The sequence below is a fragment of the Ohtaekwangia kribbensis genome (genome assembly GCF_042676245.1).
Classification (GTDB): Bacteria; Bacteroidota; Bacteroidia; order Cytophagales; family Cyclobacteriaceae; genus Ohtaekwangia; species Ohtaekwangia kribbensis.
In genome coordinates, this window is the sequence record NZ_JBHTKA010000008.1 from 393,611 (window position 1) to 419,867 (window position 26,257).

Genomic DNA, 26,257 nt, shown 5'->3' on the forward strand with positions numbered 1-26,257 from the left:
CCTTTACTCTTTCCTGTAACCGTATCCGTTAATTGTTATTCGTACCCGGTATAAATTATATACTAGTTATACTTTACGTAGTGGTCCCACTTATCGAGTACATCGGTAAAATCCTGTGGCAGCTCTGAATCAAACTGCAGATGTTGTTTTGTGACAGGATGAACAAAGCCCAACGTTTTGGCATGCAAAGCCTGGCGTGGTATAATTTTGAAACAGTTCTCTACAAACTGCTTGTACTTCGTAAAGGTTGTTCCTTTCAACACCTCATTACCACCATACATAGCATCGTTAAAAAGCGGATGGCCGAGGTATTTCATGTGTGCCCGTATCTGGTGTGTACGGCCTGTTTCAAGCTTGCATTCGATCAGCGATACGTAGCGCAGGTCACGAAGTAAACTATAGTGTGTAATGGCATGGCGCCCCATGTCACTGTTCGGGAAAGCAGTCGTTACGCGTCTGTCTTTTAAACTTCGTCCTACATTTACATTGACCGTTCCACTCGGCTGCTCCGGCACACCCCATACCAGTGCATTATAGGTGCGCTCAATGGAGTGATCAAAGAACTGTTTTGCTAATCCCGTAAGGCTTGCTTCATCTTTGGCAATTACCAGTAACCCGGAGGTATCTTTATCAATGCGATGCACTAATCCCGGGCGACCTTCATTACCCGTCATCCGGGGTAAATTCTGAAAGTGATACGCCAGGGCATTCACTACTGTGCCGCTCCAGTTCTGATAAGCCGGATGCACGACCATTCCCGCCGGTTTGTTGATCACGAGCAAATGGTCATCTTCAAAGACTATATTAAGCGGTATATTTTCAGGGATGATCTCGGTATCGCGCGGGGGCTCAGGCAAAGAAACCGTGACAACATCGTTTGGATGGATCTTGTAGTTTGGCTTTATAGCTTTGTCATTTACCCGAACAAAACCATCATGTATGCCGGTCTGCAGTTTGGTTCGTGTTACATTGGGTAACCGATCCATTAAAAACTTATCAATGCGAAGCAGGCTTTGCTTGGGGTCCGCTACGATGCGATGATGTTCAAACATTTCATCATCATCACCGTCATCCGGAAGTATAATATCCTCACTCATTTCGTGCTTCGCTGTTTTTTTCTTTTAAAATGATATTCGTTTAGTATAGCTGCTTCATTCAGAATATGGCGTATTCCATCTTCATTCTCTTCCGCTTCGGCTACGCTGTGGAAGGTAATAGACTTTACATGCTTGCGTCCTTTAAACTCCAGCATCTTGGCATCGTCCGAGAGTTCGTATCCTTTTGTAAAGGCAAACTCAACACCTTCCGCCAGTGGATTGAGGTAGCACAATTGTCCGTAGAAATAGAAATGTGGCACCTTGTTGCTCATCTTCTCCTCCACGTGCCGTCCCAAGTCCATTACCCACGACCTAAGTACAGTCATGATTTCACGATTCGGTTCCTGGCTTTCTGCGATGAAACGTGATACTATCATAATGCAAAAATAACTTTCTCTGTGCTCATTCTATAGATTTGCTAAAAGAATCATTCTCCGGCAAGACGAGCTATATTTAAAAGCACAGCACCATGCAGGATGAGACACTAGCATTATTACCGGGCGTGGAAATAGTATAAATAATAAAAAAGCATGCTGAAATCAGAACCATTGTACGCTGGTTCATGTTTATAACTCACATCGAAAGCTCTTATGGTTTTTGCTGATGACATTCGGAAAACAATTCTAAAACTTGCTGACGAGCGTGGTACTGAAAAAACGTTTTGTCCGTCTGATGTAGCGCAGGCTATTGATCAAAAGAATTGGCAGATGCTGGTTGACCAGGTAGAACTTGTTGCCAGTACGCTTATACAGGAGGGCAAGCTCATTGCCACTAATAAAGAACCCTTCCGGTTCAGAAAGAAATAGAGAAGGCACAAATTGCTGCTCTCCCTCTCATTAATAATCTCTTTACGATTTGATAACACCTATACTTTTGCGCTCTGCAGCTAAAATGGAATTTTTAGGCTGTGGATCCGGAGCGCTCCGATATTATACTTTTCAAACAGATACAGGCCAACGATCGTCTGGCACTTAACACGCTGTTCGCTCAGTATTATGATAAGCTCTGCCGGTTCGCAAATACCTACCTGCGCCATGCCGCGGAAGCGGAAGAAGTAGTTGCCGATGTATTTGTATACCTCTGGAAGAACCGCCACCAACTTACAATCGAAAAAAATCTGAATGCATATCTTTATATAGCAGTAAAGCATGCTGCCCTTGCTGTGCTAAAGAAGCAGCAACCGTTGTATGAAGACATTGATGACATTCTTCTGCAAACCGACTTTGCCGATTCTACCACACCGGAACAATCACTCGTACACAAAGAACTCCAGCAACATATTGACCTGGCCATTGGCGCCTTGCCACACCGTTGTAAACAGGTTTTTATGATGAGTAGGTTCGATAACCTAACCTACCGGGAGATCAGCAAGATACTCGACATCTCTGAGAACACCGTAGAGAATCATTTGGTAAAAGCACTTAGTCATTTACGCAAGGCGCTCAGGCAGTATCAGTATCCTGAAAACCACGCGAGCGCGTTAACAGAAGCTTAACCTTTTGATAATACCCGGCACTGGTGGGGTGGTGCTTGTTATTCCCCCTTCCCGTATAGTAAACCAAATGCTATGCAGGAGAAAATCCCGACACATCTTATTGTACGTTACCTCGCTGACGAAGCCACCGAACACGAAAAGAAAGCTTTACTGGATTGGGTAGCCGAAGATATATCGCATCAGAAAATATTTCTGGAGTGGTCGGCTTCGTGGGAAGCTAACAACACATCACATCAATCGCAGTTCGATTTATCATCCGGGTTGCAGAAGCTCAATCACCGGATCGATGTATATGAAGAAGAACAAAAAAAAACCAGAACGTTATCGTGGCAAAAGATCGCGGCCTCGCTGGCTATATTTCTGGCAGCGGGCATTGCTATTTATGTATTGGGTAAATATTCCGAGTCACGTTCGGAAGAACTTGTCTATACCGAGCAGCACACAACCGCGGGAGAACAACTGAGTATAAAATTGAGCGATGGCTCCATCGTTCAACTCAATTCAAATGCATCCTTAAAATACCCGGAGACATTCAAAGGGTTTAAGCGGGAGGTATATTTAACGGGAGAGGCTTTTTTTGAAATTGAAAAAGACTCACTTCACCCCTTCATTATTCATACCGATGAATTTTCCACGCACGTACTCGGCACTTCCTTCAATGTAAATGCTACGGGCAACAATATTATAGTAAGCGTTGCCACTGGAAAAGTGCGAGTTATGCAAGGCAACGATACACAGGTATTGCTTCCTCACGAAAAAATAAACTACTCGCGTCTTAACCACAGCATGATCAAAGAACCGGCTGATCTCGAGAAAGACCTCGCCTGGAAAAATCACACCCTGATACTGGAAGATATACTGCTTGCTGATGCCGCCAGAAAAATTGAACAGCAATACGGCGTTACTATACATTTCAAGAATGCGAACATCCGGCAATGTCGCATCACCGGTAAATATAAAAATGAACCGGTTGAAAATGTATTGCGTGCCATCCGCTATAGCACCGGCATTCAATATAGTATAGCAGGCCAGGTCATAACCCTATATGGAAAAGGCTGCGAAGAATAGAAACTTAATCTAACGAAAAAATAACCTGAACCCCTTATGTATACAAAATTACAGATTTGTATTTCGAAGGCGCAAAAATTTACCCTGTACACATTAACAGGAATTGCGCTGCAATGTTTATTGCTCAACGTTCTGTTTGCCCGAAACGGCACTGCGCAAAACATCTACGATGTTAAGCTTCGTCTCGAGGTAAAAGACAAAACACTGAAAGATGTTTTTACCATCATCGAAGAGAAAACAGATTTTACCTTTACCTATAGCAGCAAGAGAGTAGACCTTACCAAAAAGATCACGCTGGATGGCCATCATACCAACCTCGGGCAAATTCTGGAAGCCATCGCTACGCAAGCGCGTGTAGCTATTCAGCAAATGGACAATTTGCTATTGGTAAAATCGAATCTGACAACAGCTACAGTAAAGAAACCAGCGGCAGCCGGTGCAGTCCGCGGACGTGTGATCGATGATCAGTTCAAATCTGTTTTACCGGGCGCTACTATATTCCAAAAAGGAACCAACAACGGAACGACATCCGATGTTAACGGAGAATTCTTTTTACGTGTACCCAGTGGTGAAGTCGAGCTTGAAATAAGCTATATAGGCTTCCGTAAATATACCGAAGTAGTAACCGTTCCGGAAAATGGAGTTGCTGATGTTGAACTTAAAATGATAAGCGATGCCACACAACTGCAGGATATCGTTATTACCGGTGTGTTGCAAGGACAACAAAAAGCATTGAACCAGCAGAAGACAGCCGACAACATCAAGAACGTAGTGAGTGCTGACCAGATCGGTCGCTTTCCTGATCCAAACGTGGCAGAAGCCTTGCAGCGTGTGCCCGCAGTAAATATTGAAAGAGATCAAGGTGAAGGCCGCTACGTATTGGTACGCGGTTTGGCACCGCAGTTCACCAACATCAGCATTAACGGCGAGCAGATACCATCACCAGAAGCCAGCGTTCGTTATGTGGCGCTGGATGCAGTACCAGCCGATCAGCTCTCATCCATTGAAGTAAGCAAAGCTATTACGCCAGACATGGATGGTGATGCCATTGGTGGTTCGGTGAACCTGATTACACGCACTGCGCAAACGGAGAACATTAGTATAAATGCGTCCGGTCTTGTAGGGTATAACAATATAAATGGCAAGACGAACCTGCAGGGATCACTGGAGCTAAGTCAGCGATTTCTCAATAACAAGCTCGGCATTATGCTGAACTCAAGTTACTATGAAACCGAACGTGGCTCCGACAACTGGGAACGTGATGATAATGCACTCGAGTTACGCGACTATGAACTTACCCGAACACGCCTCGGCTTAAGCAGCACCATTGACTATAAATTCAACGACAAGAACGAAGTGTATTTCCGATCGCTCTACAATCGTTTTACCGATCGCGAGGAAAGAAGGCGCTATATATTCAATCCAAATGTTGACGACTCTCCCTTCGAAGACAACGAAATTGAACGCCTCACTAAAGACCGCCTGGAGAAACAGATCGTAACCAGCTTTAACCTGGGAGCAAAACATACGCTCTCTAAAATCAATCTTGATTACGAAGTGTCTTACTCGGAAGCAATACAAGATACGCCATTCGATATCGAGATAGGGAGTATTGGTGAAGTGGACCAGATGTCGATCGACTTTGACACCAATCCAAAGTTTCCATCGTTCGTGGTGGACGATCTGCCACATACGAGTTCGCAAAATATATACCTTAACAATTCCGTCTATGAATTTGACGAGGCCACCATGGGCAATACATATGCTAAAGATGTAAACAAGACCGCCAAATTCAACATAGGTATACCGTATAAAGCTGGCAATAGCGATGGACTATTCAAATTCGGAGGAAAGGTTCGTCTGAAAGAAAAACGTTATGACATTACGGAGAATGTATTCAGCTATACTGGATCCGATGATCTTACCCTCGACCAATACGAAGGAGGAAAAGTAGACGACAACTTCCTGGATGGTAAATATACCCTGCGCGCCAATGCCGACCCGGAAAGATTCATACGTTACTTCAACGCTAACCCGGGCAACTTCGAATTATCGGTAGAAGACAAACTTGCTACAGAAGCAGCCGAATCGTATACAGCCAAGGAAGATGTATATGCCGGGTATATGATGACCAAACTGCAAGTGAACAAACTTATGGTATTGGGAGGTTTTCGTTTTGAGCACACCAGCGTTGACTATAAATCGTACACCGTTGTAAATGAAAGCGAAATTATACCGGAAGAAGGAAGCACTGATTATAGTTTCTTCTTACCACAACTGCACGTACGCTATAATGTAAATGACAATACAAACCTGCGCATGGCCGTAACACGTAGTTACGCTCGTCCTAACTTCAGTGATATTATACCCGCACAGGAAATTAACATCAACGAAGGAGAAGGTACTATCGGTAACGCGCAGTTAAAACCGGTTGGCGCAACCAACGTGGATATATTGGCTGAAAAATATTTTGGAAGCGTAGGTATATTATCCGGTGGAGTATTCTACAAGCGACTCACCGATTTCATTTTCAACCGCAGATTTGAAAGCAGTCAATACCCAGGCTCCGATGGACAAGTGATCGATATCACACAAGCGCGCAATGGTGAGGCAGCTTCTTTACTAGGTTTTGAAGTAGCGTATCAACAGAATCTAACGTTTCTACCGGGCATTTTAAAAGGACTGAGTATATATGCTAACTATACGCTCACTTCATCAAACGCTGAAATTCAATCACGCAGCAACAGCAACGACAATGAAGAGATCAGACTTCCGGGTCAGGCGAAACACGTTGGTAATTTGTCGCTGGGATATGACCTGGGTCGTTTCAACTTCCGCGTAAGCGCCAACTTCAATGGAGAGTATATCAGTGAGATTGGTGGCAATGCAAGCGAAGATCTGTATGTAAAAGACCGTATTCAGATGGACGCTACAACCACCATCACGATCAGTCCGAAGCTGCGTTTCTTTGCCGAGTTCCTGAACATTACCAACCAGCCTTTCGAAGTATACCAGGGACAGGAGAACCACTATATCCAACGTGAATTTTATTCATGGTGGACACGTGCCGGTCTTAAACTCGATCTATAACCTTAACCTGAAAAAGAAATGAAAAAGCATTTATATACTTTGGCGACAACCTTGATATTAACAGCCTTTGTGAGCTGTGCCGATAATTCGCTGGACGAAAAACCGAACGATAATAACTTCCCCCTTCAGCTGTTGCTGGATGCAGAGGAAGGCGCTGACCTTGCCGATGCAGAGGACTATAGCATAGAAGTTAAGTTCGCTGATTATTTACCGGATGCTGCACTTCCTGAAAGCAACATCACAATAGATTATACTATTACCGATCTTGAAGAGGACATGGCTGATCATGTAACTATCGACAAGATTATATACGAAGTTGAAGTAGACGATTGTACATACGAACGCGAAATTCCTTTTACGGCAAGCAATGACGGCCTCTCCGGAACTATTACACTTTCACGTGATGAAGATTTGAAATTCGTACCTACTTCTTTCGAAGTTATACTTACGTTGCCCGGTGAAGATGAAACGAAAGGCAGTTTCAAATTTGAATTATCTAATCTCAAATCATCTGAGCGTGTTATACTGGGTTCACCAAATGTATTCGAATACGAAGTATTAGACAATGACGCGGCAGGCGAATGGGAACTTGAGTTTAACAACGAAGAAGAGTTCGAAGCTTTTAAAAGTATATTTGGGCCCTTAAATCCTGAACTGCAAGGGATAAACTTTGAAGACATCACCGGAAAAGTAAAAGCTGAATTTGAATTCGAAGAAATGAAATTCGAAATCGAATTAGCAGAGGAAGAAGAAATTACTACCTGCGAAAACGGTGAGTCTGAAACAGAGACTGAAAACAAAGTGATCGAGATCGAAGCAGAGTATGAAGCCGAAGATGGTGAGTTATCGTTGGAAGGAAGCCACGTTATTGTAAATGACGAAGGCGTTGAAGAAGACGAACTGGATTTCATCATCGACAGTGAATATGAAATCAATGAAGCTGAAGAAACCATAACAATTCATTTTCTAAAAGTTGTGGATGAAGATTACTTCAAAGAAGGCGAAGAACTATTTAGCAATGGTGATGGCGTTAGTTTCACCTTTACAAAAGATTAATGGTATAGAATGGCTGACCGTGCTCACGGCACGATCGGCATAAATTAAGTATATTTTACAATGAAGCGATTACTGATACTTACAGCACCCGCATTTTTATTTATAGCCTGCAAACAAAAAGAGACACCGACATCACCAGCCCAGGTAGATACTGCAGCCGTAGTTAAACCCGTGTTTGCGTCCGATACTGTGTCGTATGACAGCGATGATCCTGCATTCTGGATCAACCCGAATGATCCGTCTCAGAGCCTGATCGTGGGCACCGACAAAGGTGGCGATGCCGGTGATGGTGCGCTCTATGTATTTGATCTGAATGGAAAAGAGATCAAATCAAAAACGGTAAAGAACATTAAGCGCCCTAATAATGTAGATATAGCATACGGTCTTAGTCTTCAGAATAAAAAAACAGATATAGCCGTATGCACCGAGCGTAACACAAATTCCATCCGTGTTTTCAGTTTGCCTGATATGAAGGCAATAGACAAAGGTGGTATACCGGTTTTTGAAAATGATTCATTGCGCGCGCCCATGGGGGTAGCGCTATATACTAATCCGGCTGATGGAAAGATCTATGCTATTGTTGGGAGAAAATCCGGACCTACCGATGGAAGCTATATCTGGCAATACCTGCTGCAGGATGACGGCAGTGGAAATGTAACCGGAAAACTAGTTCGTAAATTCGGAAACTATAGTGGCAAAAACGAAATAGAATCCATCGCGGTGGACAATGAGCTGGGATATATATACTATTCAGACGAAGGTGTCGGCATTCGCAAGTACTATGCGCATCCGGATAGCGCCAACACCGAACTTGCTCACTTCGGCACGACCGGCTTTACTGACAATCACGAAGGTATATCCATTTATAAATTTAAAGATGGTACAGGATATATACTTGTATCCGATCAGCAGGCCAACCAGTTCCACATATATTTACGCGAAGGCAAAAACAGCAAGCACGATCATCCGCTATTAAAAACTGTAAAGACTTCCACAGTTGAAAGCGATGGCAGTGATGTTACCAGCATAGCGTTGCCCGGATTTCCGCACGGGTTGTTTGTAGCCATGAGCGATGATAAAACATTCCAGTTTTATCGTTGGGAAGATATAGCCGGAAAAGAATTACGATCGGCTCAGTAACATTCAGGCAGATTCACTCACGGGGAAGTATAAAACAAACTCGGCACCTTCATTTACTTTCCCGTGAGCTGATACAAACCCGAGGTGATTCGTCATAATTCGCTTCACAATGGTAAGTCCAATACCCTTACCCGTATAGGCCGATTGCTGCGAGTGCAGCCGTTGAAATAAATTGAACATCCTTCCGGCAAATTCATTATCGAAGCCAATGCCATTATCGCGTACAATAATTTTAATATAGTGCTGGCTGTCGTACCGGATTTTAAATTTCTCTTTCATTTCTTCAGCCGTGGCTTGCTGCGTAAGTATAAATATTGCCGGAGGCACATTTTCTTTCGAGAATTTCACGGCATTGTCCAACAGCGAATGAAACAGCAGATTTAATTGTGAACGATACCCGGTTATATCCGGCAGACGCAAATCGATGGAGAGCTTTACATCTTTAGCGGTAAATATATCTTTCAACTCATGCTGTACTTCCTCCACAACTTCTTTCAGTGATACCCGTTGCGATTCTTCTTTTTGTCCTACCAGTTGCGTAAAGTTCATCAGGTCTTCCACCAGCTCATGCATGCGCGTTGCCGAGAATTGCAAACGCTCTACCAGCCGCTGTGTTTCGGCAGGTAATTCATCTTTATACTTTACCTTTAGCATATCACTAAAGGTTAAAATTTTGCGCAGCGGTTCCTGCAGATCGTGCGAAGCTGCAAATGTAATTTGCTCCAGCTCCGCGTTGGCTTGATTGAGCTCGGTAATCTTTAGTTCCAGTTCACGCTGGTATCGGAATCGTCTCGATAGCTCGCGTATAATGAGCAGAAACGTGATAATGAACACAACAAATGAAAATGTAAATATTACAACCGAGTAGTTAGATGAAGCCGAGCCGTATGAGTCTTTTATCTTTCTTCGTGTAACGAGCAGGCGTTTTTCTTCCTGCTCTATATCCTTGAGAATAGCTTCGCATTCCTGCATCGTTTCTCTTCCTGCCCTTAAGCGTTTCTCAAATAATGTTCTGTCCAGTTTATGAAGCGCTGTGCTCTCTTCGAGTATATCTATTCTTCGGGCAATTATATAGCTGAGGTCTTTTAGTTTTTTTTGCTGCGCGGGGTTTTCACTCGTAAGCTCGAGTAAGCGACTGAATGATCCGCGCACAGCGCTGAGTCGTTCTTCAAAAGGTTTTATAAAAAGGCTGTCGTTGGTGAGCAGGAAGCCGCGCTGGCTGCTCTCCATTTCCTTGAAATAATTTTCGAGGTTCTTCAGTTCCTGCAACACCTCGTGGGTGCGTTCAATCCAGGTGATGGAATAATTATAGCGCAATAACCGGGTATAAAAGTTAAACCCAATGCCGAGCAAAATAACGAGGGAAACGAAAAAAGCTAAGTAGGTTATTATAACGGACTTACGCATAGAATAGATTAATTTCTACAAAATGAGCAACATTTTCCCCAATACTCCTCATTTACACTTGACCGCTTTATTTTTAGAAATTACATTTATCTGACAATCAGAATCTTAAAAAAAAATCAACGGGCAAAAAAGTTTGGTTTTAGGGTTGCATATAGGTTTTAATATTTAAACCAAAACCATTGGCTATGTTACGTCAGAATCTAACGCAGAAGCAACAGCTAAAAATAAATCCTCAGCAGCTTCAGATGCTTGAGCTCTTTCACTTAACAAGCTTACAACTTGAGCAACGAATAAAAAACGAATTGGAGGAAAATCCTATTATCGAGGAGAAGGATAATTCTGATGAAATAGAAACAACCAATAGCAAAGAAGAAGTTCAGGAGTTTCAGGACTGGGATGAATATGGTTATGATGATATACCCGACTATAAAACTGAAAACAGACAATATTATCAGCAGGAAGAAATGCCGGATAGGCCTATCGTTGCGGGCCGCGATTTCAAAGTAGATCTTGAAGAACAGTTATCAGCTATAAAACTTTCTGAAACAGACGAAGCCTTCGCACAGTTCGTCATCGGAAACCTGAATGAAAAAGGTTTTCTTGAAACACCTCTCGAAACACTCGCTGAAGATTTCTCGCTCAAAACCATGAAGTGGATTGAAGGAGAAGATGCCGAAAAATTACTACACGTTATACAAAGCTTTGAACCCGCAGGCGTAGGTGCGCGCGACATTCGTGAGTGTATGCTGTTGCAACTGAAGCGCATGAATACAAAATGTCCGGATGTAAAAGCAGCGCTTACCATTCTTGAAAAACACTACGATGATCTAAAGGCGCGGAACTTCGAAAAAATAGAAAACGCTTTACAGATTGACGAAGAAGAATTACGCATGGTGTTGGAGATGATGGGCGCTCTGAATCTCAATCCAATTGGAAGCACCGAAGAAAGAACTTCAGCCGACACAATTATTCCCGATTTCTTTATCACCCATCGTGAAGATGGCATGGAAGTAGGTCTTACCAATCAGCGCTCTGCTAATCTCGTCATCAGCAATCGCATGAAAGCAATGGTAAAGGAAGCCGAGAAAGGTAAAGATACACGTACGTTCCAATACCTGAAGAGCAAACTCAGTTCAGCAGAGTGGTTTGTAAATGCCATACGCCAGCGTGAAACAACCATGCTAAATGTTATTAATGCCATTGTTCAATACCAGTTCGATTATTTTCAGGATGGAGACAAGTCACAACTCAAACCGATGATCCTGAAAAATATAGCGGAGATGGCCGTGGTAGATATATCTACGGTGTCACGCATTACCTGTAACAAGTACATTCAAACGCCCTTTGGAACGATTTTATTAAAGAGCTTATTTAGCGAAGGTATCGAGAACAAGAGCGGTGCAGTGATCAGCAACAAAGTTATCCAGAAGGAGATTGAAGAAGTTATCAAGTGCGAGGATAAGAAGTCTCCATACTCAGATCAGCAACTGGCATCGTTGCTGGCAACACGCGGCTTTAACATCGCAAGACGCACCGTTACCAAATACCGTGAGCATCTTCAGATACCCGTTGCTCAGATGCGGGCTTTCTGGGCGTAATTTTTTTGAGTAATTATAGGTGTAGTTATTTTTAAAAAATATATGGCTGAAAAAATATTAATCATTGATGACGATAAGGACATGTGCCTTGTTCTGAAGCGTTTTTTGTCCAAGCACGGCTTTGAGGCTATTGAGGCAAACAGCGGCAAAAAGGCATTGGAAATATTGGAGGGAACAAATCCGGATCTTATCCTCTGCGATTTCAAGCTGGAGGATATGGATGGTACCACCATTCTCAAGAATATAAAAGATAAACTTCCGGCAGTGCCTGTAATTATCATTACAGGCTATAGTAATATAAAAACGGCTGTAGAGGTAATGCGCCTCGGAGCAATAGACTATGTAACAAAACCGTTGTTGCCTGATGAAATTCTCATTACTATAAAACGTGCCCTGAAAGAACCGGCTCCTGTTGTAACACAGGTAGCACCTGCCAACACCGAAGAGTACAATGGAAGCAGAACGCAGGTATCAAACGGTAAAAAGGGAGATTCAAATCAAATCTATATTTTCGGCAACAGTCCTGATTTTAAAAATATACTAAACCAGATCGACCTTGTTGGTCCAACCAATTATAGTGTAATTATCTATGGCGAAAGCGGAAGTGGTAAAGAAGCGATCGCACAAGAGATACATAAGCGAAGCAAACGTTCTGATAAACCTTTTATCGCGATAGATTGTGGAGCCCTGTCAAAAGAACTTGCAGGTAGTGAATTATTCGGTCACGAAAAAGGATCATTCACGGGAGCTGTCGGTCAGAAGATAGGAAGTTTTGAACTTGCCAACGGCGGCACGATACTACTGGATGAAATTGCCAACCTGCCGTATGATGTACAGGTGTCATTACTTCGCGTTACACAAGAGCGAAAAATGAAACGTGTAGGTGGTACAAAAGATATAGACCTGGATGTACGCATTATTGTAGCGAGCAACGAAAAACTCTGGGATGCATGCCGTAACGGCAAATTTCGCGAAGACCTTTACCATCGCTTCAACGAATTTCAGATCAACGTTCCGCCATTGCGCGAACGCAAAAATGATGTCATGATATTCGCCAATCACTTCCTGAATATCACCAATCAGGAGCTTGGTAAAAATGTAAAAGGATTTACTCCGGAAGTTGAAACCATTTTCCAGAACTATGTATGGCATGGCAACTTGCGCGAGCTTAAGAATGTTATCAAACGTGCTACACTATTAGCGGATGGTGATGTTATTGATGTGAAGAGTATACCATTTGAAGTATCAAACTATACCAAACTGCAGTTTGATAACAGTGGCGCAGATACTTCTGCTCCTATAGCTTCTCCCTACATGGATTCAGGCTTACCACCAACACCAAGTTATACACGTCCTATTATTAAAGAAACAGGCTTGAAAGGTGCCGGTATAGATGCCGAGTATGAAATTATTCTCGAGGCACTGAAGCGCGTAAACTTCAACAAAAGCAAAGCAGCGAAGCTTTTAAAGATCGATCGTAAAACACTCTATAATAAAATCAAGCAATACAAAGAACTCAATAACATTGAGTTTCATCATGAAGTATGAGTGAGCACATTCAATACTTTAAAACGTTGTTTGAAGCCGGTGAGAGCCGGAATGCCTTTGATGAAAAAATAGCTGATTTCTTTCCCGCCATCATCTACATCTATGATGTAGATACGAAACATATTTCATTCCTCAACAGGAAGGTTCATGATTTTCTGGGATTCTCCTATGAAGATATCGGTGGCGACCTGAATGAGCTTATTTTCAAAGAAGATATAGAACTTGTTCAGCACGAGCTGGAGAAATTCTATGCGTTACAAAATAATGATTCGTATTGCTTTAACTGCAGACTCAATCATAAAGAAGGTTACTGGCGCTACTTCCGAACCCATGGTACGGTTATGCGCAGAGCCGAAACAGGCCAGCCTGCTTCATTTTTATTTATAGCACAGGATATAACCGACTTCCGGAAAAGCGAAGAAGAAGTAAAAGCTGTGCGCAGTTTAATTGAAGAAACTGAAGAGCTTCTTCAACTGGGCAGCTGGACGTATACTATCGCCGATCAAAAAATTACCTGGACAAAAGGTCTATACCAGTTACTTGAATTTGAAGAAGACGATCGGCCTGCCATCACCTATGATTTTTATGTAGACCTGGTATCAGCCGAAGATATAGCTTCATTTGAACACGCGCTGCAAGATGCGATCAGCACGAAATCGGGCTTTGAACAGGAGTACCAGGTAAAAACCCGAACCGGTGCAACCAAGATTGTATCTACAAAAGCGAAAGTAGTAACGAACACTGATGGCGGTGCTATAAAGGTTGTAGGTATAACACGCGATATTACACGCTTGCGTAATTTTGAGCGCGACCGTGACCGCAGCATTCGTGAATTGAATCGCTCGAACAAAGAGCTGGAAGAATTTGCCTATATAGCTTCGCACGATCTGCAGGAACCCATCCGGAAAATATCAACCTTCGGTGAGCGGCTCAAAGCAAAATTCATAGATAAATTAGGTCCCGATGGCGGGCTATACCTGGAACGCATTATGGCTTCGGCTGAGAACATGCGTATGCTGATTGATAACCTGCTCGAGTTTTCACGAACCAGTCGAAGTTCGTACGCATTCGAGTGGATAAACCTGCAGGATATAATTGCCAATGTAAAAACCGATCTTGAACTGAAGATCGAAGAAACCAATGCGAGTATAGTTACATCGGCATTGCCGCGGCTCGAAGCGGTGGCTTCTGAAATGAAGCAGCTCTTCAACAACCTGTTGAGCAACGCTATCAAATTCAGAAAGCCTGCTATTGCACCCGTGATAAAAATAACCAGCAGCAAAGCCAGTAAAACTGAAAAAGAAGAACATCATCTTCCTGTTGATAAAGAATTTTTCAAGCTACAGGTAAGTGATAATGGTATAGGTTTCGAAGAAGAATATGCAGACCGCATTTTTCAGATCTTTCAGCGGCTGCATGGTAAAGCAGAGTACCCCGGCTCTGGTATAGGACTAGCCATTTGCAAAAAAATTATCGATAATCACAATGGTATAATGTATGCAGAAAGTAAACCCGATTCCGGTGCTACTTTTGTAGTTATACTACCCGAGAAACAATCATAACCTGACCCATGTCAACTACCGTACAGGCTACACGCATTCTGATCGTAGACGATGATGAGGACGATTTCATCATCACCAGCGACTATATAAAAAGTATTGAAGGTGCTTCTTTTGAAATTGACTGGTGCTCTACCTACGCCCGCGCGGTAGAACATATACGCACCTCCGAGCACGATTTATACCTGGTAGATTATCGTCTCGGAATAAAAACAGGTTTGGACCTGCTCAAGGAAGCTGTACAATTGAATTGTGAGCAGCCTATTATTTTACTTACCGGTAAAGGTAATCGAGCGGTAGATAAAGAGGCCATGGTGGTAGGTGCTATGGATTACCTCATCAAGTCTGAGCTGAATACGGAAAAGCTGGAACGCAGCATTCGCTATTCGCTCGAGCGCTCCGCTTCACTTAAAGCCTTGCGCGCCAACGAACGAAAGTATCGCAGCATCTTTGAGCGCTCAAAAGATGCCGTATTTATTACGGACGAAGCATTGCGTTTTAAAAATGTGAACGGTGCCACAGCCGAACTGTTGGGCTACACACAGGAAGAGCTTTCATTACTTTCCCTCTACGAACTTATCACGGAAGGTAAAGATAGTATACAGCAAAGTCTCGAGTATGCGCGCGAGGTAGACGATGCCGAAATCGTATTGATCAATAAACAAGGCGAAAAGAAATATTGTATACTCTCCGCCACGCAGGAGATTGATAATACCGGTGCGCTATATGTACAGGGTATTATTCACGATATAACAAATCTGAAGCGAGCAGAAAAAGCAGCATTGCAGGCAGAGAAGCTGGCCGCCACCGGAAGGTTGGTGCGAACACTGGCGCACGAAGTACGCAATCCACTTAACAACATACAGATGTCGGTAGAACAGCTCATCAGCTCAAACAAAATTGAAGACGATGCGTTGTTCCTGGAAATCATACAACGCAACTCCAAGAGAATAAACGATCTCATCACCGAGCTTCTCAATTCGGCAAGACCAACGGAGCTTCAATTCAAGAAAGCTATATTACAAGGTGTGCTTGACGACAGCATTGGTGCTGCGCTGGATCGTATTACACTACAACATATCAACATGCGCGTGCGTTACCCCGAAACTGCGTGCTATATACAGGCCGATAGCGAGAAATTGAAAATTGCTTTTCTCAATATCATCATCAATGCTGTGGAAGCCATGAAAGATGTGCAGGGCGAACTTACCATTGTCGTAAATCCCAATCATGCACACTACACCGTAGAGATAACAGACAACGGATGCGGTATATCCCCGGAAAATCTTTCCAAGTTGTTTGAGCCCTATTTTACATCCAAGCGAAACGGAATGGGACTGGGGCTCGCGGCTACGCTTAATATACTCCAGGCACACAAAGCCCACATTGATGTTAAATCAAGGGAAAACTTTGGCACTTCATTCCTTATTTCATTCCCGATACAAAACTAAAGCAACGTTAAGGGTACACGCAAGCATACCCTTAACATTAACTGTCATCACTTTTCGAGTTTGAGTTTGCCTACTTCACCCTCATCGTAGCGGTCGCCTGTTGCAACAGCGCGCAGCATGTTAAAGAAGGTTACCATTTTGTTGGAAGCACTGTTCCAATAATGAGCAACCTGTACATTTACTTTTAGCAGGCATAGCTTAGGGTCGTCAACGCCATCGGGAAACCATGCCTTTAACATCGGCTTCCACAGTTGTTTCATTTTTGTTTTGTCAATAATCACAGAGCTTATACCGTTGGCGTGTATATATACATTTTTACCAGGATGCGAGTACACGAGCGCAACCGAATTGTCCTGCGAAGCTTCATGTATCTTTTCGGAGAACTCGTTAGTAAAGAACCATACGTTACCGTCATCATCCACATCAATGGTTGCCATAGGTCTGCTCATTACGTTACCGGTATCATCGGTGGTAACAAGCATGCATATATTCACATCATCTACCAGCTCTTTAAGTTTTTCTACCGCTTCGTGGCGGTTCTCAATCACTTCAAATGCCATACTTTAATCCTTTAATGGTTTCAAACTATATTTCGCGTGCACCAGCCTATCGTTACTTGTCATGGTGATCGGTTATTTCCTGCTGTGCATGCTCTGGATTGTTCACAATGTTGCGTTGGTCGTCCTCATTTACACGAGGTTGTTTCTCCCAATCTTTTGTCTCAGGTACAGATGTCGCACTTTCATTGGCTACTGCCTGCTCTGTTTGTGCAGACACTTCTTCTTCCGTTGCAGGTACCGAAGGCTTTTCACCAGGTTTACGTGTTGCAACGGGGCGTTTCGGATCTTGCTTTTTCTGACCGACACGTTTCTGTTGTTTTGCGTGCACTTTCATAAAGCGTTAGTTTATGGATATATAGGAAAAATTAGGCCCGCGGTTTCCTCGTATAGCACACTGCCGCAGCTATAGCGCAGTGTAATTAATTCCACAGATTTATCTCTTTTTTCCTCGCTTTAAACTTCCATTGGTTTAAAAACGTTTCTACAACAACTATCCGAATAATTATATTTGATCATGACAATAAAACCCATGCGCAAAGACTTTATCCTGGTTGCTGAAGACGATGCCGATGACCGCTACCTCATGCAGACGGCTTTTGATGAGAAGGGATATAAAGACAAAGTCGAGTTTGTAGAGAACGGAATAGAACTGATTAACTATCTGGAGTCAATCGCAAATACAGAATACCCGGGATTTATACTGCTGGATCTGAACATGCCCAAGAAAGATGGCCGCGAAACGTTGAAAGAAATCAAGCAACATCCGGTTTTTAAAAAGATACCTGTAGTTGTATTCACCACTACTAAAAACGATGCTGAAATACAGCGCTGTTATGAACTTGGTGCCAACACATATATAGTAAAACCAACAAGCTTTGAATCGTTGCTCACTGTAATTCAGGAAGTACGCAATTATTGGTTTTCGGTAGCATCTATACCTGCATCATAAATCAATGCGATAAGACGTCAGAAGGTTGTGCTGTCTTTTTCTTTTTAGAAAAGAGTTTTTGCAAAAATGGTTTTGCATTGTATATAAGATGCGATGCAACATTCTTTAATACACCGGGCAGGAACATGCGTGCAATAGGATTCTTGGATATAACTCTGCCGGCCAGCAGATCCACCGCTAACGATGAGCCGGTATTTACCAACAGGTCATTACGGGTTTCGCGCGTAGTAACTTTTCCAACAACGGACATCAATGTATAAAGCGGACGAAGTTCTTCTTTCAATTCCCGAACATCAACTTTGATCTGCGCTTTTTGTTCTTCAAGGAGAGCCAATAGCCGCTGTCTCTCTTTCACAAGATCATCATGTGTACGAATTCTACTCATAAATCCGGGCGATTAAGAAATTACGAATAACAGGCGCTATAACCGATTTGCGCAACAATAATAATAAGGCTATCAGCAGAACATATACTCCTGCAACAATAAAGAAACCACCTACTATATTATTAATAACTCTGCCGATCCACCAGCTCAGGCCAAGCCCTGTGAACAGCAGTACAAACAAGGCGAGTATAGCGACCACTGCAAACATGAAACCCTGTGATGCCAAACCTGTGGCTTTATCGGTAGCATTTAACCTGGCAAGTTTAAACTGTGTTTCAAAATAATCGCCAGCATGTTCTGCTAAATCTTCTGCCTTTGATTTTATTTCTGCCATACGGGTTAACATTTATAGATTCGGTAGATAAAGTTTTGTTTAAGGTTTTACAATGCAACCTGTATGTTATATGTAAAACCCTAAACAAAGGCTGCATACGATCAGCTCAACGATTCTTTTACACGCGACAGACGTGATTCTGTTTCAGATTTTAATCCTCGTGCTTCGGATATAGCCCGGTCTTTCGCATTGTAAAGTTTCTCTTTGTTGCTCAGGATCATATCCGTAATGTTACCTGCAAAATCATCTGCAGCTTTCGATATCTTCTTACGAAGATCACTTCCTTTGTCCGGTGCAAGGAGTAGTCCTGCAACAGCGCCAGCAGCCGCAGCAGCCAGCACTCCCAAGATTATTTTACCGTTTCTAGTCATGACTTTTACATTTAAGTTTACCTATACCGCTTCATAAAAAATCATTCCAAGTGAAACGAAATCCACGTAAAATCAACCCACACGAAAATGTGAGATTATTTTTATTTCACTTTATAACTTAACAAGAGTTTTTGAGTTACTTTAACGAATAAGTTATCGTTAACTCTACCTGTAAAGAGTATTCGAAGTGAAAAAGATATTGATCATAGATGATGAAAAGGATCTATGTATATTACTGAGGTCGTATCTGGTGCCATTAAAGTACGAGGTGCATATAGCCTATACCCTGAAGGAAGGTATACAAAAATTGGAAGGTATATCTCCGGATATTATTTTCCTGGACAATAATTTACCAGATGGGTTGGGATGGGACAAAGTAGACTATATACATCAGAATTTTCCTTCCAGCACTATTAACCTGATGAGTGCTTACCGCGGATTTCCAACGGAGCTTAACGGACACCCCGCCATTAAATTCCTGGAGAAGCCAATCAGTCTCGGGTCGCTCAAAAATTACTTATGAGTCTTTTTGCTTCTTACGCTCTTCCCGCTTTTTCTTTCTGCGTTCCTTCCGCTGCTCTTTTTTAAGTTGCTTCTCCATTTTGCGCGTTAAAGCAGTGTCTTCATTGGTAACCGTATTCAGCTTAATGGTGCCTTCGCGCTTACGTTGTTCAAATGCTTTTAAAAATTCCTTCGAATAAAATTGCCAAAGTTCAGCCCATATAGCCGGGTGAGACTCTTGCAGTGTACCTGCCAGCGGCACGCGTGTTGCAAACTTTTCTTTATCCTGGTTACTCGCCAGAAACACACCTATAGCTTGCCATGCTTTTGAAGCATCCGGTTTGCCGTCATTGCTATCGGTCATTTTCAAATGAGTCGCCTCGTATTTTATATACCCTTCAACTTTACCATCCAGCAAGGCCAGGTTGGTATATAGATCGAGTTTACCGTGTTCAACAGTCTTTTGTGAGTACGTTTTAAAAAAGCCATTTAATATTTGCAGGTCTATATTCTCAAATGCGAATGTAATATCAAGATCCGGTACGGCTTTATGAGCATTGAATTTCATTTTCATGTTCAATACGCTGGAGTCGGAAGACGATGCTGTAAAGTATGCCATGGATGGTAAAGCACTGGTGCTGTCTGCTATCTGACAGAGATTTTCAATAGCTCCGTTCCAGTTATAGAAGGCAAGTTCATGACGTGACTCTACGTTCAGATCGTAATATGTAAATTTACTATCCACTATAACTACTCGATTTACGCTTAACGGAGAAAGTTCTTTTAATACCATAGCCCAGTCGACACCTGTACCGTACTGGTCACTCTTTTCACCTTCAATAAAATTTAATCGGACACGTTCAAAGGTAATGTCACTCACGAAGGCTTCATCGAGCAGAGCATTCCAATCGATAGATATATCAATAGCTGAAGCATACAAAAGAGGGATATCACTCTGGACTCCGGTTTTATTGATCTGAACATCCTGCAATTGAAAAGCACCTCTGTATAAGTATAGATCTACGTCATCTACTTTACACGTATAACCTTGTACACCAGCCAGTGCGTTGTTTACGTGTCGCGTTAAATACCGCAACAACAGCAGGCGTGCGCCAATCAATATAACAGCAAGCGCTGCCACAACCCAAATGCTCCGCGTGATCTTCATGAACCTATTCTTTTTTGCGCTTGCGTTTTTTCATATCCTTACGTGCATTCTTCTCAGCTGTGGCCTGATCGGATTGCTGTGTACGTAAAGCAAACGAAGATTTCATACCCGAGAAGAGTGACTTCCACCAGTAATTAAAAATGGCTTTCTTCCGATCGCGGTAGAATAAAATTATACCGGTCTGTTTCTCTCCCGTTACATAGCGGCCTGCATCATCTTTAATAAATGTATTGATGGCCAGCGTCAGCAAGTTATTGCGAACAGCTTTGTCCTTATCCTTGTCCTTTCGCAGGCTTGCCATACGCAGATCTTTATAACTCATATCCACAGCACCGTCTGAACGTATATCGGTAAACCTGAAACTGAAATTAAGTTTCAGCATCGTGCCGCTTTCAACCTGTATTTTAGCTTGTGGCCCCAGCATATCGTTCATACGCGCAAGCGGAAAATTACTGAGCGATCCCTTTACCACAGCAGGTTCTTTCGTGTTGGAGAACTGGCACGTCATAACCAGTTTACCTTTACCCATAAACGATGATGATGCTTCGAGAAAGGCAGGAGGCAATGCCTTATCCGTGGAAATATGAAATATACCCGCCTTAAGGTTATCGAAATATATAGTACCGCTGGAGTCTGCCTCTTCACCAATCTCCTCGTACGATATACGGCTGTCGATAAGGCGCAACGTATCAATCGTCAGATCAAAGGGTAACTTACCCAGCGCATCTACAGGCAGCGGCATATAGTCGCGCTTCGGGAAAGGATAATGTTTGCTCCGAAAAACATCCAGCAACAACTTGAACTTTACACTTGATGCGTTGACAAAAACAGAATCGCCCGTTGCGAAATTCAGCCCATCCATTGTGAATGACGTGACCATACCATGAAAGCGATCATCCTCCACACGCTTACGTCTCGCATGTTCATGTTTTGAAAAACGCGGACGTATGCGCAGCGTATCTATACTCAGTCGTTTGTGTTCCCTGTCCAATTGTAGATGCCCGAAAGCCAGCGTATAGAATGGAACTTCCATTACAAGAGAATCCATATCCATTCTGCGCACCGTTACCGGCTGCACTTCATTGGTGTTGTTAATGGTAAGACCTTCTATATTAATGCGCCCGTTCAGCGCCATCGTATCGCGTGCTATACTATCGCCTGTACGAAAAAAAGCCTGCTTGATCGCGATCGTATTTATAAAAATAGATATGTCGTTGCTCTTCACTGCCTCGTCTTCCATGGGCTCGCTTTCCTTCTTCTTACTGATGCTGAATTTTACTATATCGGCTGTAATGGCTCCGAGGTGTATATCCTTTCGAAAGATGAGGCGGAGCAAATTAAAAGATCGCACATGGCAACCATATATTTCGGCCGACATTTTCTCCTTGGGTATATCAATGGAGATTGTATCGATGGCCATGGTTCGATCGCGCAGGCTTAATTGCAGCGAATCGTACTGAATATAAATGCCATCTTTCTGAAGGGATGAAACTTTTTCCTTAAGCTTACTATGAAGAAATGTCGGAAGATAGCGGGAGGCAAAAAAAACAGAAGTACTAATAACGATCAGAACAATAGAAACGATCCATACATACTTTTTCGCTTTCATTCACTAGGGTGCTTTCGGTCTTCTTCCCTGCAGCCGCATAGAAGTTACGAAAAATATGTTCGAAACTTCCATGCCGGCTGAGAGATGTATATATATAGTGGCTGTTGTTATGAATTACCTGCCTCATTCTTTTCTGCCCACTTCTTCATTTTCTTATTGGCATAGATTGCCACCTCTACGCGTCTGTTCTGGTCGCGTCCTGAATCAGAGTTATTATCAGCAACCGGTTGTGACTCGCCATAGCCGGTTGTGGTAATACGACTGTTCTTTACATTTTGCGCACCGAGAAATGAAGCAACCGATTTTGCCCTTTCTTCCGAGAGCTTCTGGTTGTGATCATCCGAACCTGTATTATCAGTATGGCCTTCAATCAGAATGTTCGTGTCTTCATATTTATTCAGTGTGCCTGCCAGCTCGCGCAGGTTCTGCTGTGTTGTAGGACTCAGCTGCGAAGAGTTAACATTAAACAACAAGCCTGAGTTAAATGTTATCTTTATACCTTCACCCACACGTTCTACCGTTGCGCCTTCAAGGTCGCGTTTAAGTTCTTCTGCCTGTTTATCCATCTGGCGTCCAATCAACGCCCCGGCAGCTCCGCCTACGGTAGCTCCTATAATAGCACCTACTGCTGTATTACCAGATCGCGATCCGATAACTCCGCCAATAGCGCCTCCGGCTCCTGCACCAATAGCGCCACCTTTCGTGGTATTGGTTGCATTACATCCCATCAATATCTGCATGCTCATTGCTACCAGCATAAACAATACAGATACTTTTCCTAGAACGCTGCTTTTGACTTTGTTCATAATGAATTTGTTTGTTTTATACTTTACAATTACGTCAGGCCCTCCTGATTACACCTAGCAATAAAGAAAGGACCGCCAATACAATCAGAATGTGAATCAATCCGGTAGCGCTATATACAAATACGCCCAGCAACCACCCGATAATTAATATCACGGCAATTAAATACAATAGTGATCTCATAATGTTTGTTGTTAAGATTATACATACACCAGGATAAAAAAGCTTGCCATCGGTCCGTTTGCAAGTGGGGAAAAACTTACTTTAATATAGTATCTGCCTAAAATATATACCTTCCGTTTACCCAATTGTAGATTTTATTATACATCATCCTTTGCAAAGTTACCCTGTGTATTTGGGGCACAACTTTTACAATTCCACTACTTAAAATCATTTAATATATAGCATGAAGATCAAAGGATTCCTGGTAAATCTGGCGGAGGTTTATCGTTTTACAATGAGCGTTGTGCGCGAAGTTTTTTTACCTCCTTACGACTGGAAAGAAACATTGCGGCAGTGCTTTGTAGTGGGCAATCGCTCTTTGTTTCTGATCATATTTACTTCTTTTCTGGCAGGTATAGTGTTTACACGACAATCGCGACCTTCATTATCTTCTTTTGGTGCAGAGTCGTGGTTGCCTTCGCTTGTATCGCAGGCTGTGGTGCGTTCATTAGGCCCGCTTATTACAGGATTGATCTGTGCGGGGAAATTGGGATCGAACATGGGAGCAGAGTTAGGCAGCATGCGGGTAACAGAACAGATCGATGCTATGGAAGTATCGGGCACCCGGCCATTCTCTTATTTAGTGGCAAGTCGTGTTACGGCCGCTACATTAATGTTGCCCTTCCTGGTGGTGTTTGCTGATACAACAGCGCTACTGGGGTCTTTTCTTACGGTAAATTTCATAAACAACTCAAGCTTTCAATTATACTTTAATGATGTAGCCGTATCCATAACCTATGTGGATATATTTTCTTCCCTTATTAAAGCAGCCTTCTTTGGCTTTGCTATAGGTGTTGTAGCATGTTATGCCGGCTACCATGCCGAACGCGGCACTGCCGGTGTAGGGAAAGCAGCCAACACAGCAGTGGTGGCGTCCATGATCCTGATCTTTGTTATTGACTTGTTGAGTCTTCAGTTCATTAATCTTTTCAGACGATGAGACAGGACACGGTAACGACATCTATAACCGAAAAAGAAGTTGCATCAGCATCCGATGTTGTAGTGCGCATACAGCACCTGAAAAAATCATTTGGAGACACGCATGTGCTGCGCGATGTAAATCTCGACCTGCATGCGAGCGAGAACCTGGTTATACTCGGCCGATCGGGCACTGGTAAATCTGTACTCATTAAATGTATGGTGGGGCTTATCAAACCCGATAGCGGCTCTATTCATATACTCCACTACGATGTACTGCAACTGAATGAAAAAGAAATGAATGAGCTGCGGCTGCAGGTAGGGTTTTCATTTCAGGGAAGTGCACTATATGATTCCATGACGGTGCGCGAAAACCTGGAGTTTCCGCTGAAGCGGAACCTGGGAATATCTGATACAAAAGAACTTGAAGCACGCGTAGTGGAAGCACTGGAAGATGTAGGCCTGGAGGATGCCATCAACAAAATGCCGGCAGAACTTTCAGGTGGTATGAAGAAACGCATTGGTATAGCACGTACGCTTATACTGAAGCCGAAGATCATGCTGTACGATGAACCTACTGCAGGACTTGACCCGATAACTTCTATCGAGATCAACGAATTGATCGTAAAGGTACGCGACAAGTATAAAACGTCCTCCATCATCATCACGCACGATATCAGCAGTGCGCGACACACGGCCGATCGTGTTATAGCCCTGGTAGGAGGCTATAGTAAATATGAAGGTACGTTTGACGAGATCAGGCAAACGACCGATCCGGAACTAGAACCATTCTTTAACTATTAGCAAATATGAAAACGAAAGAAATCAGTCAGGATATAAAACTTGGTGTGTTTGTACTGGCAGGGTTGGCAATCTTTATCGCTACTGTCTTTTTCATCGGAAGTGAGAACAGTATATTCAGCAGAACTTTTACCATTGTATCAATTTTTAAAAATGTAGAAGGCCTTAAGGAAGGCGACAATGTTTGGCTCTCGGGAGTAAAGATCGGTACGGTAAAAGATGTACGAATCGTATCGGAAGGTAAAGTTGTTGTACAACTTCAATTGAAAGAACGGCAGAATGAGTTCATCACGAAGAATGCAACGGCATATATAGGGTCAGATGGTTTGGTAGGAAACAAAATAGTTGTTGTACGTCCTGGTAATGCTGCGAACCACATTACGGATAATGATACTATAAATGCCGCATCGCCCACAGATACACAAGAGCTTATTAATATAGCCAAAGATGTAGGCCAGAACACAAAGACGTTAACCAGCGATCTGCAAGCGATCTCACAAAAAGTCAAGAACGGACAAGGTCTGGTGGGCGAACTTTTAAATGATGGTGCTTTTGCTCAAGATCTCCGTAGCACCGTAACCAATCTTCGCCTCGCCGGCAACAATATGAATCGTGCTACAGCCGAATTAAACGGACTGGTATACCAAATGAAGAATGGCGATGGCGTTATCAATCGCTTGCTATACGACACCACCATGGCCGGTACATTTGATGCCGCATTGGTTAATGTAAAAAAAGTTTCAGCTAACACTGCAAAGATTGCTGAAGATCTGAAAGATGTAGTAGCCAAAGTAAATAGCAACGACAATGCTCTTGGTCTTCTTCTGGCCGATACAACTTTTGCACAACGCATGGAGAATACATTGATCAACGCAGAAAGCGCATCGAATAAACTCGATGAGAATATGGAAGCGATGCAACATAATTTTCTGCTGCGCGGCTATTTCAAAAAGAAGCGCAAGGCTGAAGAAAAGGAACGCGTAAAATCAGCACCTCCTTCACCAAGCGGTATATAGTTCCCGGGTATAAACATCCACAAGAATAGAGCAAAGTATAGCAGGAACAACGGCACAGAGTTTTATTTATATCGAAGTGAGAATTCAGATTAACAATTAAAAACCCTAGT

General features: G+C 42.9%; 27 protein-coding genes. 15 read left to right on the forward strand and 12 right to left on the reverse strand.

All coding sequences use genetic code 11. The annotated features are described in order from the left end of the window. Window positions 1-62: 62 nt before the first annotated feature. Both ACFQ21_RS22565 and ACFQ21_RS22570 read right to left on the reverse strand, forming a co-directional pair. Window positions 63-1,097, reverse strand: a complete 1,035-nt coding sequence (locus ACFQ21_RS22565; RefSeq protein ID WP_377582927.1) for an RluA family pseudouridine synthase — start codon at window positions 1,095-1,097, stop codon at window positions 63-65. Then, the gene (locus ACFQ21_RS22570) at window positions 1,094-1,423 is read right to left on the reverse strand and encodes a DUF1801 domain-containing protein (protein WP_377582929.1); all 330 of its coding nucleotides are present in this window, start codon (window positions 1,421-1,423) and stop codon (window positions 1,094-1,096) included. Before ACFQ21_RS22570 ends, ACFQ21_RS22565 begins: the two co-directional genes overlap by 4 nt. Window positions 1,424-1,687: 264 nt before the next feature. Here ACFQ21_RS22570 and ACFQ21_RS22575 point away from each other — a divergent pair, with 264 nt between their 5' ends. From ACFQ21_RS22575 to ACFQ21_RS22600, 6 genes are all read left to right on the forward strand, one after another. Then, entirely contained in the window at window positions 1,688-1,903 is a 216-nt protein-coding gene (locus tag ACFQ21_RS22575) for a DUF3253 domain-containing protein (protein WP_377582931.1), read from the forward strand. A gap of 101 nt (window positions 1,904-2,004) precedes the next feature. Beyond that, a complete protein-coding gene (locus ACFQ21_RS22580; protein WP_377582933.1) occupies window positions 2,005-2,592 on the forward strand; it encodes an RNA polymerase sigma-70 factor in 588 nt (195 codons plus the stop codon). 72 nt (window positions 2,593-2,664) lie between these two features. Next, window positions 2,665-3,660, forward strand: coding sequence for a FecR family protein (locus ACFQ21_RS22585; RefSeq protein WP_377582935.1), 996 nt, complete (start codon window positions 2,665-2,667; stop codon window positions 3,658-3,660). A gap of 36 nt (window positions 3,661-3,696) precedes the next feature. After that, window positions 3,697-6,750 (forward strand): TonB-dependent receptor, encoded by a 3,054-nt coding sequence (locus ACFQ21_RS22590; protein WP_377582936.1) that lies wholly within the window; start codon window positions 3,697-3,699, stop codon window positions 6,748-6,750. A gap of 18 nt (window positions 6,751-6,768) precedes the next feature. Continuing rightward, a complete protein-coding gene (locus ACFQ21_RS22595; protein WP_377582938.1) occupies window positions 6,769-7,806 on the forward strand; it encodes a hypothetical protein in 1,038 nt (345 codons plus the stop codon). Between the two features lie 60 nt (window positions 7,807-7,866). Further along, the gene (locus ACFQ21_RS22600) at window positions 7,867-8,946 is read left to right on the forward strand and encodes a phytase (RefSeq protein ID WP_377582940.1); all 1,080 of its coding nucleotides are present in this window, start codon (window positions 7,867-7,869) and stop codon (window positions 8,944-8,946) included. A gap of 3 nt (window positions 8,947-8,949) precedes the next feature. On the opposite strand, the gene ACFQ21_RS22605 is transcribed toward ACFQ21_RS22600, so the two are convergent. After that, window positions 8,950-10,353 carry a sensor histidine kinase gene (locus ACFQ21_RS22605; RefSeq protein ID WP_377582942.1) on the reverse strand — a complete coding sequence of 468 codons (1,404 nt, stop codon included), beginning with the start codon at window positions 10,351-10,353 and terminating at the stop codon, window positions 8,950-8,952. A 185-nt stretch (window positions 10,354-10,538) separates the two neighbouring features. Between ACFQ21_RS22605 and rpoN the strand changes: the two genes are divergently transcribed. The 4 genes from rpoN to ACFQ21_RS22625 are packed head-to-tail and all read left to right on the forward strand — an operon-like array spanning window position 10,539 to window position 16,509. Next, entirely contained in the window at window positions 10,539-11,951 is a 1,413-nt protein-coding gene (rpoN, locus tag ACFQ21_RS22610) for an RNA polymerase factor sigma-54 (protein WP_377582944.1), read from the forward strand. 42 nt (window positions 11,952-11,993) lie between these two features. Further along, on the forward strand, window positions 11,994-13,499 hold the full coding sequence (locus ACFQ21_RS22615; RefSeq protein ID WP_377582946.1) for a sigma-54-dependent transcriptional regulator: 1,506 nt from the start codon (window positions 11,994-11,996) through the stop codon (window positions 13,497-13,499). Further along, window positions 13,496-15,061: an ATP-binding protein gene (locus ACFQ21_RS22620; RefSeq protein ID WP_377582948.1), complete on the forward strand. Its 1,566-nt coding sequence runs from the start codon at window positions 13,496-13,498 to the stop codon at window positions 15,059-15,061. The genes ACFQ21_RS22615 and ACFQ21_RS22620 overlap by 4 nt, the downstream gene beginning before the upstream one ends. Before the next feature lie 8 nt (window positions 15,062-15,069). Then, window positions 15,070-16,509 carry an ATP-binding response regulator gene (locus ACFQ21_RS22625; protein ID WP_377582950.1) on the forward strand — a complete coding sequence of 480 codons (1,440 nt, stop codon included), beginning with the start codon at window positions 15,070-15,072 and terminating at the stop codon, window positions 16,507-16,509. A 47-nt stretch (window positions 16,510-16,556) separates the two neighbouring features. Here the strand turns inward: ACFQ21_RS22625 and ACFQ21_RS22630 are convergent, their stop codons facing one another. After that, complete coding sequence (locus ACFQ21_RS22630; protein WP_377582952.1) at window positions 16,557-17,069, reverse strand: pyridoxamine 5'-phosphate oxidase family protein; 513 nt, start codon at window positions 17,067-17,069, stop codon at window positions 16,557-16,559. Between the two features lie 52 nt (window positions 17,070-17,121). Beyond that, window positions 17,122-17,403, reverse strand: a complete 282-nt coding sequence (locus ACFQ21_RS22635; protein WP_377582954.1) for a hypothetical protein — start codon at window positions 17,401-17,403, stop codon at window positions 17,122-17,124. A gap of 195 nt (window positions 17,404-17,598) precedes the next feature. On the opposite strand from ACFQ21_RS22635, the gene ACFQ21_RS22640 reads away from it, so the two are divergent. Further along, entirely contained in the window at window positions 17,599-18,018 is a 420-nt protein-coding gene (locus ACFQ21_RS22640; protein ID WP_377582956.1) for a response regulator, read from the forward strand. A 1-nt stretch (window position 18,019) separates the two neighbouring features. On the opposite strand, the gene ACFQ21_RS22645 is transcribed toward ACFQ21_RS22640, so the two are convergent. From ACFQ21_RS22645 to ACFQ21_RS22655, 3 genes are all read right to left on the reverse strand, one after another. Further along, complete coding sequence (locus ACFQ21_RS22645; RefSeq protein WP_377582958.1) at window positions 18,020-18,403, reverse strand: hypothetical protein; 384 nt, start codon at window positions 18,401-18,403, stop codon at window positions 18,020-18,022. Beyond that, a complete protein-coding gene (locus ACFQ21_RS22650) occupies window positions 18,396-18,737 on the reverse strand; it encodes a phage holin family protein (RefSeq protein WP_377582960.1) in 342 nt (113 codons plus the stop codon). The genes ACFQ21_RS22645 and ACFQ21_RS22650 overlap by 8 nt, the downstream gene beginning before the upstream one ends. Window positions 18,738-18,838: 101 nt before the next feature. After that, window positions 18,839-19,108 carry a YtxH domain-containing protein gene (locus ACFQ21_RS22655; protein ID WP_377582962.1) on the reverse strand — a complete coding sequence of 90 codons (270 nt, stop codon included), beginning with the start codon at window positions 19,106-19,108 and terminating at the stop codon, window positions 18,839-18,841. 187 nt (window positions 19,109-19,295) lie between these two features. On the opposite strand from ACFQ21_RS22655, the gene ACFQ21_RS22660 reads away from it, so the two are divergent. After that, entirely contained in the window at window positions 19,296-19,631 is a 336-nt protein-coding gene (locus ACFQ21_RS22660) for a response regulator (protein WP_377582964.1), read from the forward strand. Here the strand turns inward: ACFQ21_RS22660 and ACFQ21_RS22665 are convergent. The 4 genes from ACFQ21_RS22665 to ACFQ21_RS22680 form a co-directional block, all read right to left on the reverse strand. Further along, entirely contained in the window at window positions 19,626-20,777 is a 1,152-nt protein-coding gene (locus tag ACFQ21_RS22665) for a DUF748 domain-containing protein (RefSeq protein ID WP_377582966.1), read from the reverse strand. The two genes, ACFQ21_RS22660 and ACFQ21_RS22665, sit on opposite strands and share 6 nt — an antisense overlap. Window positions 20,778-20,781: 4 nt before the next feature. Beyond that, the gene (locus ACFQ21_RS22670; RefSeq protein WP_377582968.1) at window positions 20,782-22,386 is read right to left on the reverse strand and encodes a hypothetical protein; all 1,605 of its coding nucleotides are present in this window, start codon (window positions 22,384-22,386) and stop codon (window positions 20,782-20,784) included. A 107-nt stretch (window positions 22,387-22,493) separates the two neighbouring features. Beyond that, window positions 22,494-23,192, reverse strand: a complete 699-nt coding sequence (locus ACFQ21_RS22675; RefSeq protein WP_377582970.1) for an OmpA family protein — start codon at window positions 23,190-23,192, stop codon at window positions 22,494-22,496. A gap of 34 nt (window positions 23,193-23,226) precedes the next feature. Continuing rightward, on the reverse strand, window positions 23,227-23,373 hold the full coding sequence (locus ACFQ21_RS22680; RefSeq protein WP_377582972.1) for a lmo0937 family membrane protein: 147 nt from the start codon (window positions 23,371-23,373) through the stop codon (window positions 23,227-23,229). Window positions 23,374-23,596: 223 nt separating this feature from the next. Between ACFQ21_RS22680 and ACFQ21_RS22685 the strand changes: the two genes are divergently transcribed. From ACFQ21_RS22685 to ACFQ21_RS22695, 3 genes are read left to right on the forward strand one after another with little or no spacing between them, the layout of a single operon-like run. After that, entirely contained in the window at window positions 23,597-24,352 is a 756-nt protein-coding gene (locus ACFQ21_RS22685) for an MlaE family ABC transporter permease (protein WP_377582974.1), read from the forward strand. Next, window positions 24,349-25,134 (forward strand): ABC transporter ATP-binding protein, encoded by a 786-nt coding sequence (locus ACFQ21_RS22690; RefSeq protein ID WP_377582976.1) that lies wholly within the window; start codon window positions 24,349-24,351, stop codon window positions 25,132-25,134. Before ACFQ21_RS22685 ends, ACFQ21_RS22690 begins: the two co-directional genes overlap by 4 nt. 5 nt (window positions 25,135-25,139) lie before the next feature. After that, on the forward strand, window positions 25,140-26,147 hold the full coding sequence (locus tag ACFQ21_RS22695; protein WP_377582978.1) for an MlaD family protein: 1,008 nt from the start codon (window positions 25,140-25,142) through the stop codon (window positions 26,145-26,147). Window positions 26,148-26,257: the final 110 nt, after the last annotated feature.

Coding starts and splice junctions, on each gene's coding strand:
- ACFQ21_RS22600 (WP_377582940.1), top strand. CDS start 7,867: ATGAAGCGATTACTGATACTTACAGCACCCGCATTTTTATTTATAGCC.
- ACFQ21_RS22620 (WP_377582948.1), top strand. CDS start 13,496: ATGAGTGAGCACATTCAATACTTTAAAACGTTGTTTGAAGCCGGTGAG.
- ACFQ21_RS22605 (WP_377582942.1), bottom strand. CDS start 10,353: ATGCGTAAGTCCGTTATAATAACCTACTTAGCTTTTTTCGTTTCCCTC.
- ACFQ21_RS22585 (WP_377582935.1), top strand. CDS start 2,665: ATGCAGGAGAAAATCCCGACACATCTTATTGTACGTTACCTCGCTGAC.
- ACFQ21_RS22575 (WP_377582931.1), top strand. CDS start 1,688: ATGGTTTTTGCTGATGACATTCGGAAAACAATTCTAAAACTTGCTGAC.
- ACFQ21_RS22590 (WP_377582936.1), top strand. CDS start 3,697: ATGTATACAAAATTACAGATTTGTATTTCGAAGGCGCAAAAATTTACC.
- ACFQ21_RS22670 (WP_377582968.1), bottom strand. CDS start 22,386: ATGAAAGCGAAAAAGTATGTATGGATCGTTTCTATTGTTCTGATCGTT.
- ACFQ21_RS22650 (WP_377582960.1), bottom strand. CDS start 18,737: ATGGCAGAAATAAAATCAAAGGCAGAAGATTTAGCAGAACATGCTGGC.
- ACFQ21_RS22595 (WP_377582938.1), top strand. CDS start 6,769: ATGAAAAAGCATTTATATACTTTGGCGACAACCTTGATATTAACAGCC.
- ACFQ21_RS22675 (WP_377582970.1), bottom strand. CDS start 23,192: ATGAACAAAGTCAAAAGCAGCGTTCTAGGAAAAGTATCTGTATTGTTT.
- ACFQ21_RS22570 (WP_377582929.1), bottom strand. CDS start 1,423: ATGACTGTACTTAGGTCGTGGGTAATGGACTTGGGACGGCACGTGGAG.
- ACFQ21_RS22690 (WP_377582976.1), top strand. CDS start 24,349: ATGAGACAGGACACGGTAACGACATCTATAACCGAAAAAGAAGTTGCA.
- ACFQ21_RS22665 (WP_377582966.1), bottom strand. CDS start 20,777: ATGAAGATCACGCGGAGCATTTGGGTTGTGGCAGCGCTTGCTGTTATA.
- ACFQ21_RS22630 (WP_377582952.1), bottom strand. CDS start 17,069: ATGGCATTTGAAGTGATTGAGAACCGCCACGAAGCGGTAGAAAAACTT.
- ACFQ21_RS22565 (WP_377582927.1), bottom strand. CDS start 1,097: ATGAGTGAGGATATTATACTTCCGGATGACGGTGATGATGATGAAATG.
- ACFQ21_RS22695 (WP_377582978.1), top strand. CDS start 25,140: ATGAAAACGAAAGAAATCAGTCAGGATATAAAACTTGGTGTGTTTGTA.
- ACFQ21_RS22685 (WP_377582974.1), top strand. CDS start 23,597: ATGAAGATCAAAGGATTCCTGGTAAATCTGGCGGAGGTTTATCGTTTT.
- rpoN (WP_377582944.1), top strand. CDS start 10,539: ATGTTACGTCAGAATCTAACGCAGAAGCAACAGCTAAAAATAAATCCT.
- ACFQ21_RS22645 (WP_377582958.1), bottom strand. CDS start 18,403: ATGAGTAGAATTCGTACACATGATGATCTTGTGAAAGAGAGACAGCGG.
- ACFQ21_RS22680 (WP_377582972.1), bottom strand. CDS start 23,373: ATGAGATCACTATTGTATTTAATTGCCGTGATATTAATTATCGGGTGG.
- ACFQ21_RS22625 (WP_377582950.1), top strand. CDS start 15,070: ATGTCAACTACCGTACAGGCTACACGCATTCTGATCGTAGACGATGAT.
- ACFQ21_RS22615 (WP_377582946.1), top strand. CDS start 11,994: ATGGCTGAAAAAATATTAATCATTGATGACGATAAGGACATGTGCCTT.
- ACFQ21_RS22640 (WP_377582956.1), top strand. CDS start 17,599: ATGCGCAAAGACTTTATCCTGGTTGCTGAAGACGATGCCGATGACCGC.
- ACFQ21_RS22635 (WP_377582954.1), bottom strand. CDS start 17,403: ATGAAAGTGCACGCAAAACAACAGAAACGTGTCGGTCAGAAAAAGCAA.
- ACFQ21_RS22655 (WP_377582962.1), bottom strand. CDS start 19,108: ATGACTAGAAACGGTAAAATAATCTTGGGAGTGCTGGCTGCTGCGGCT.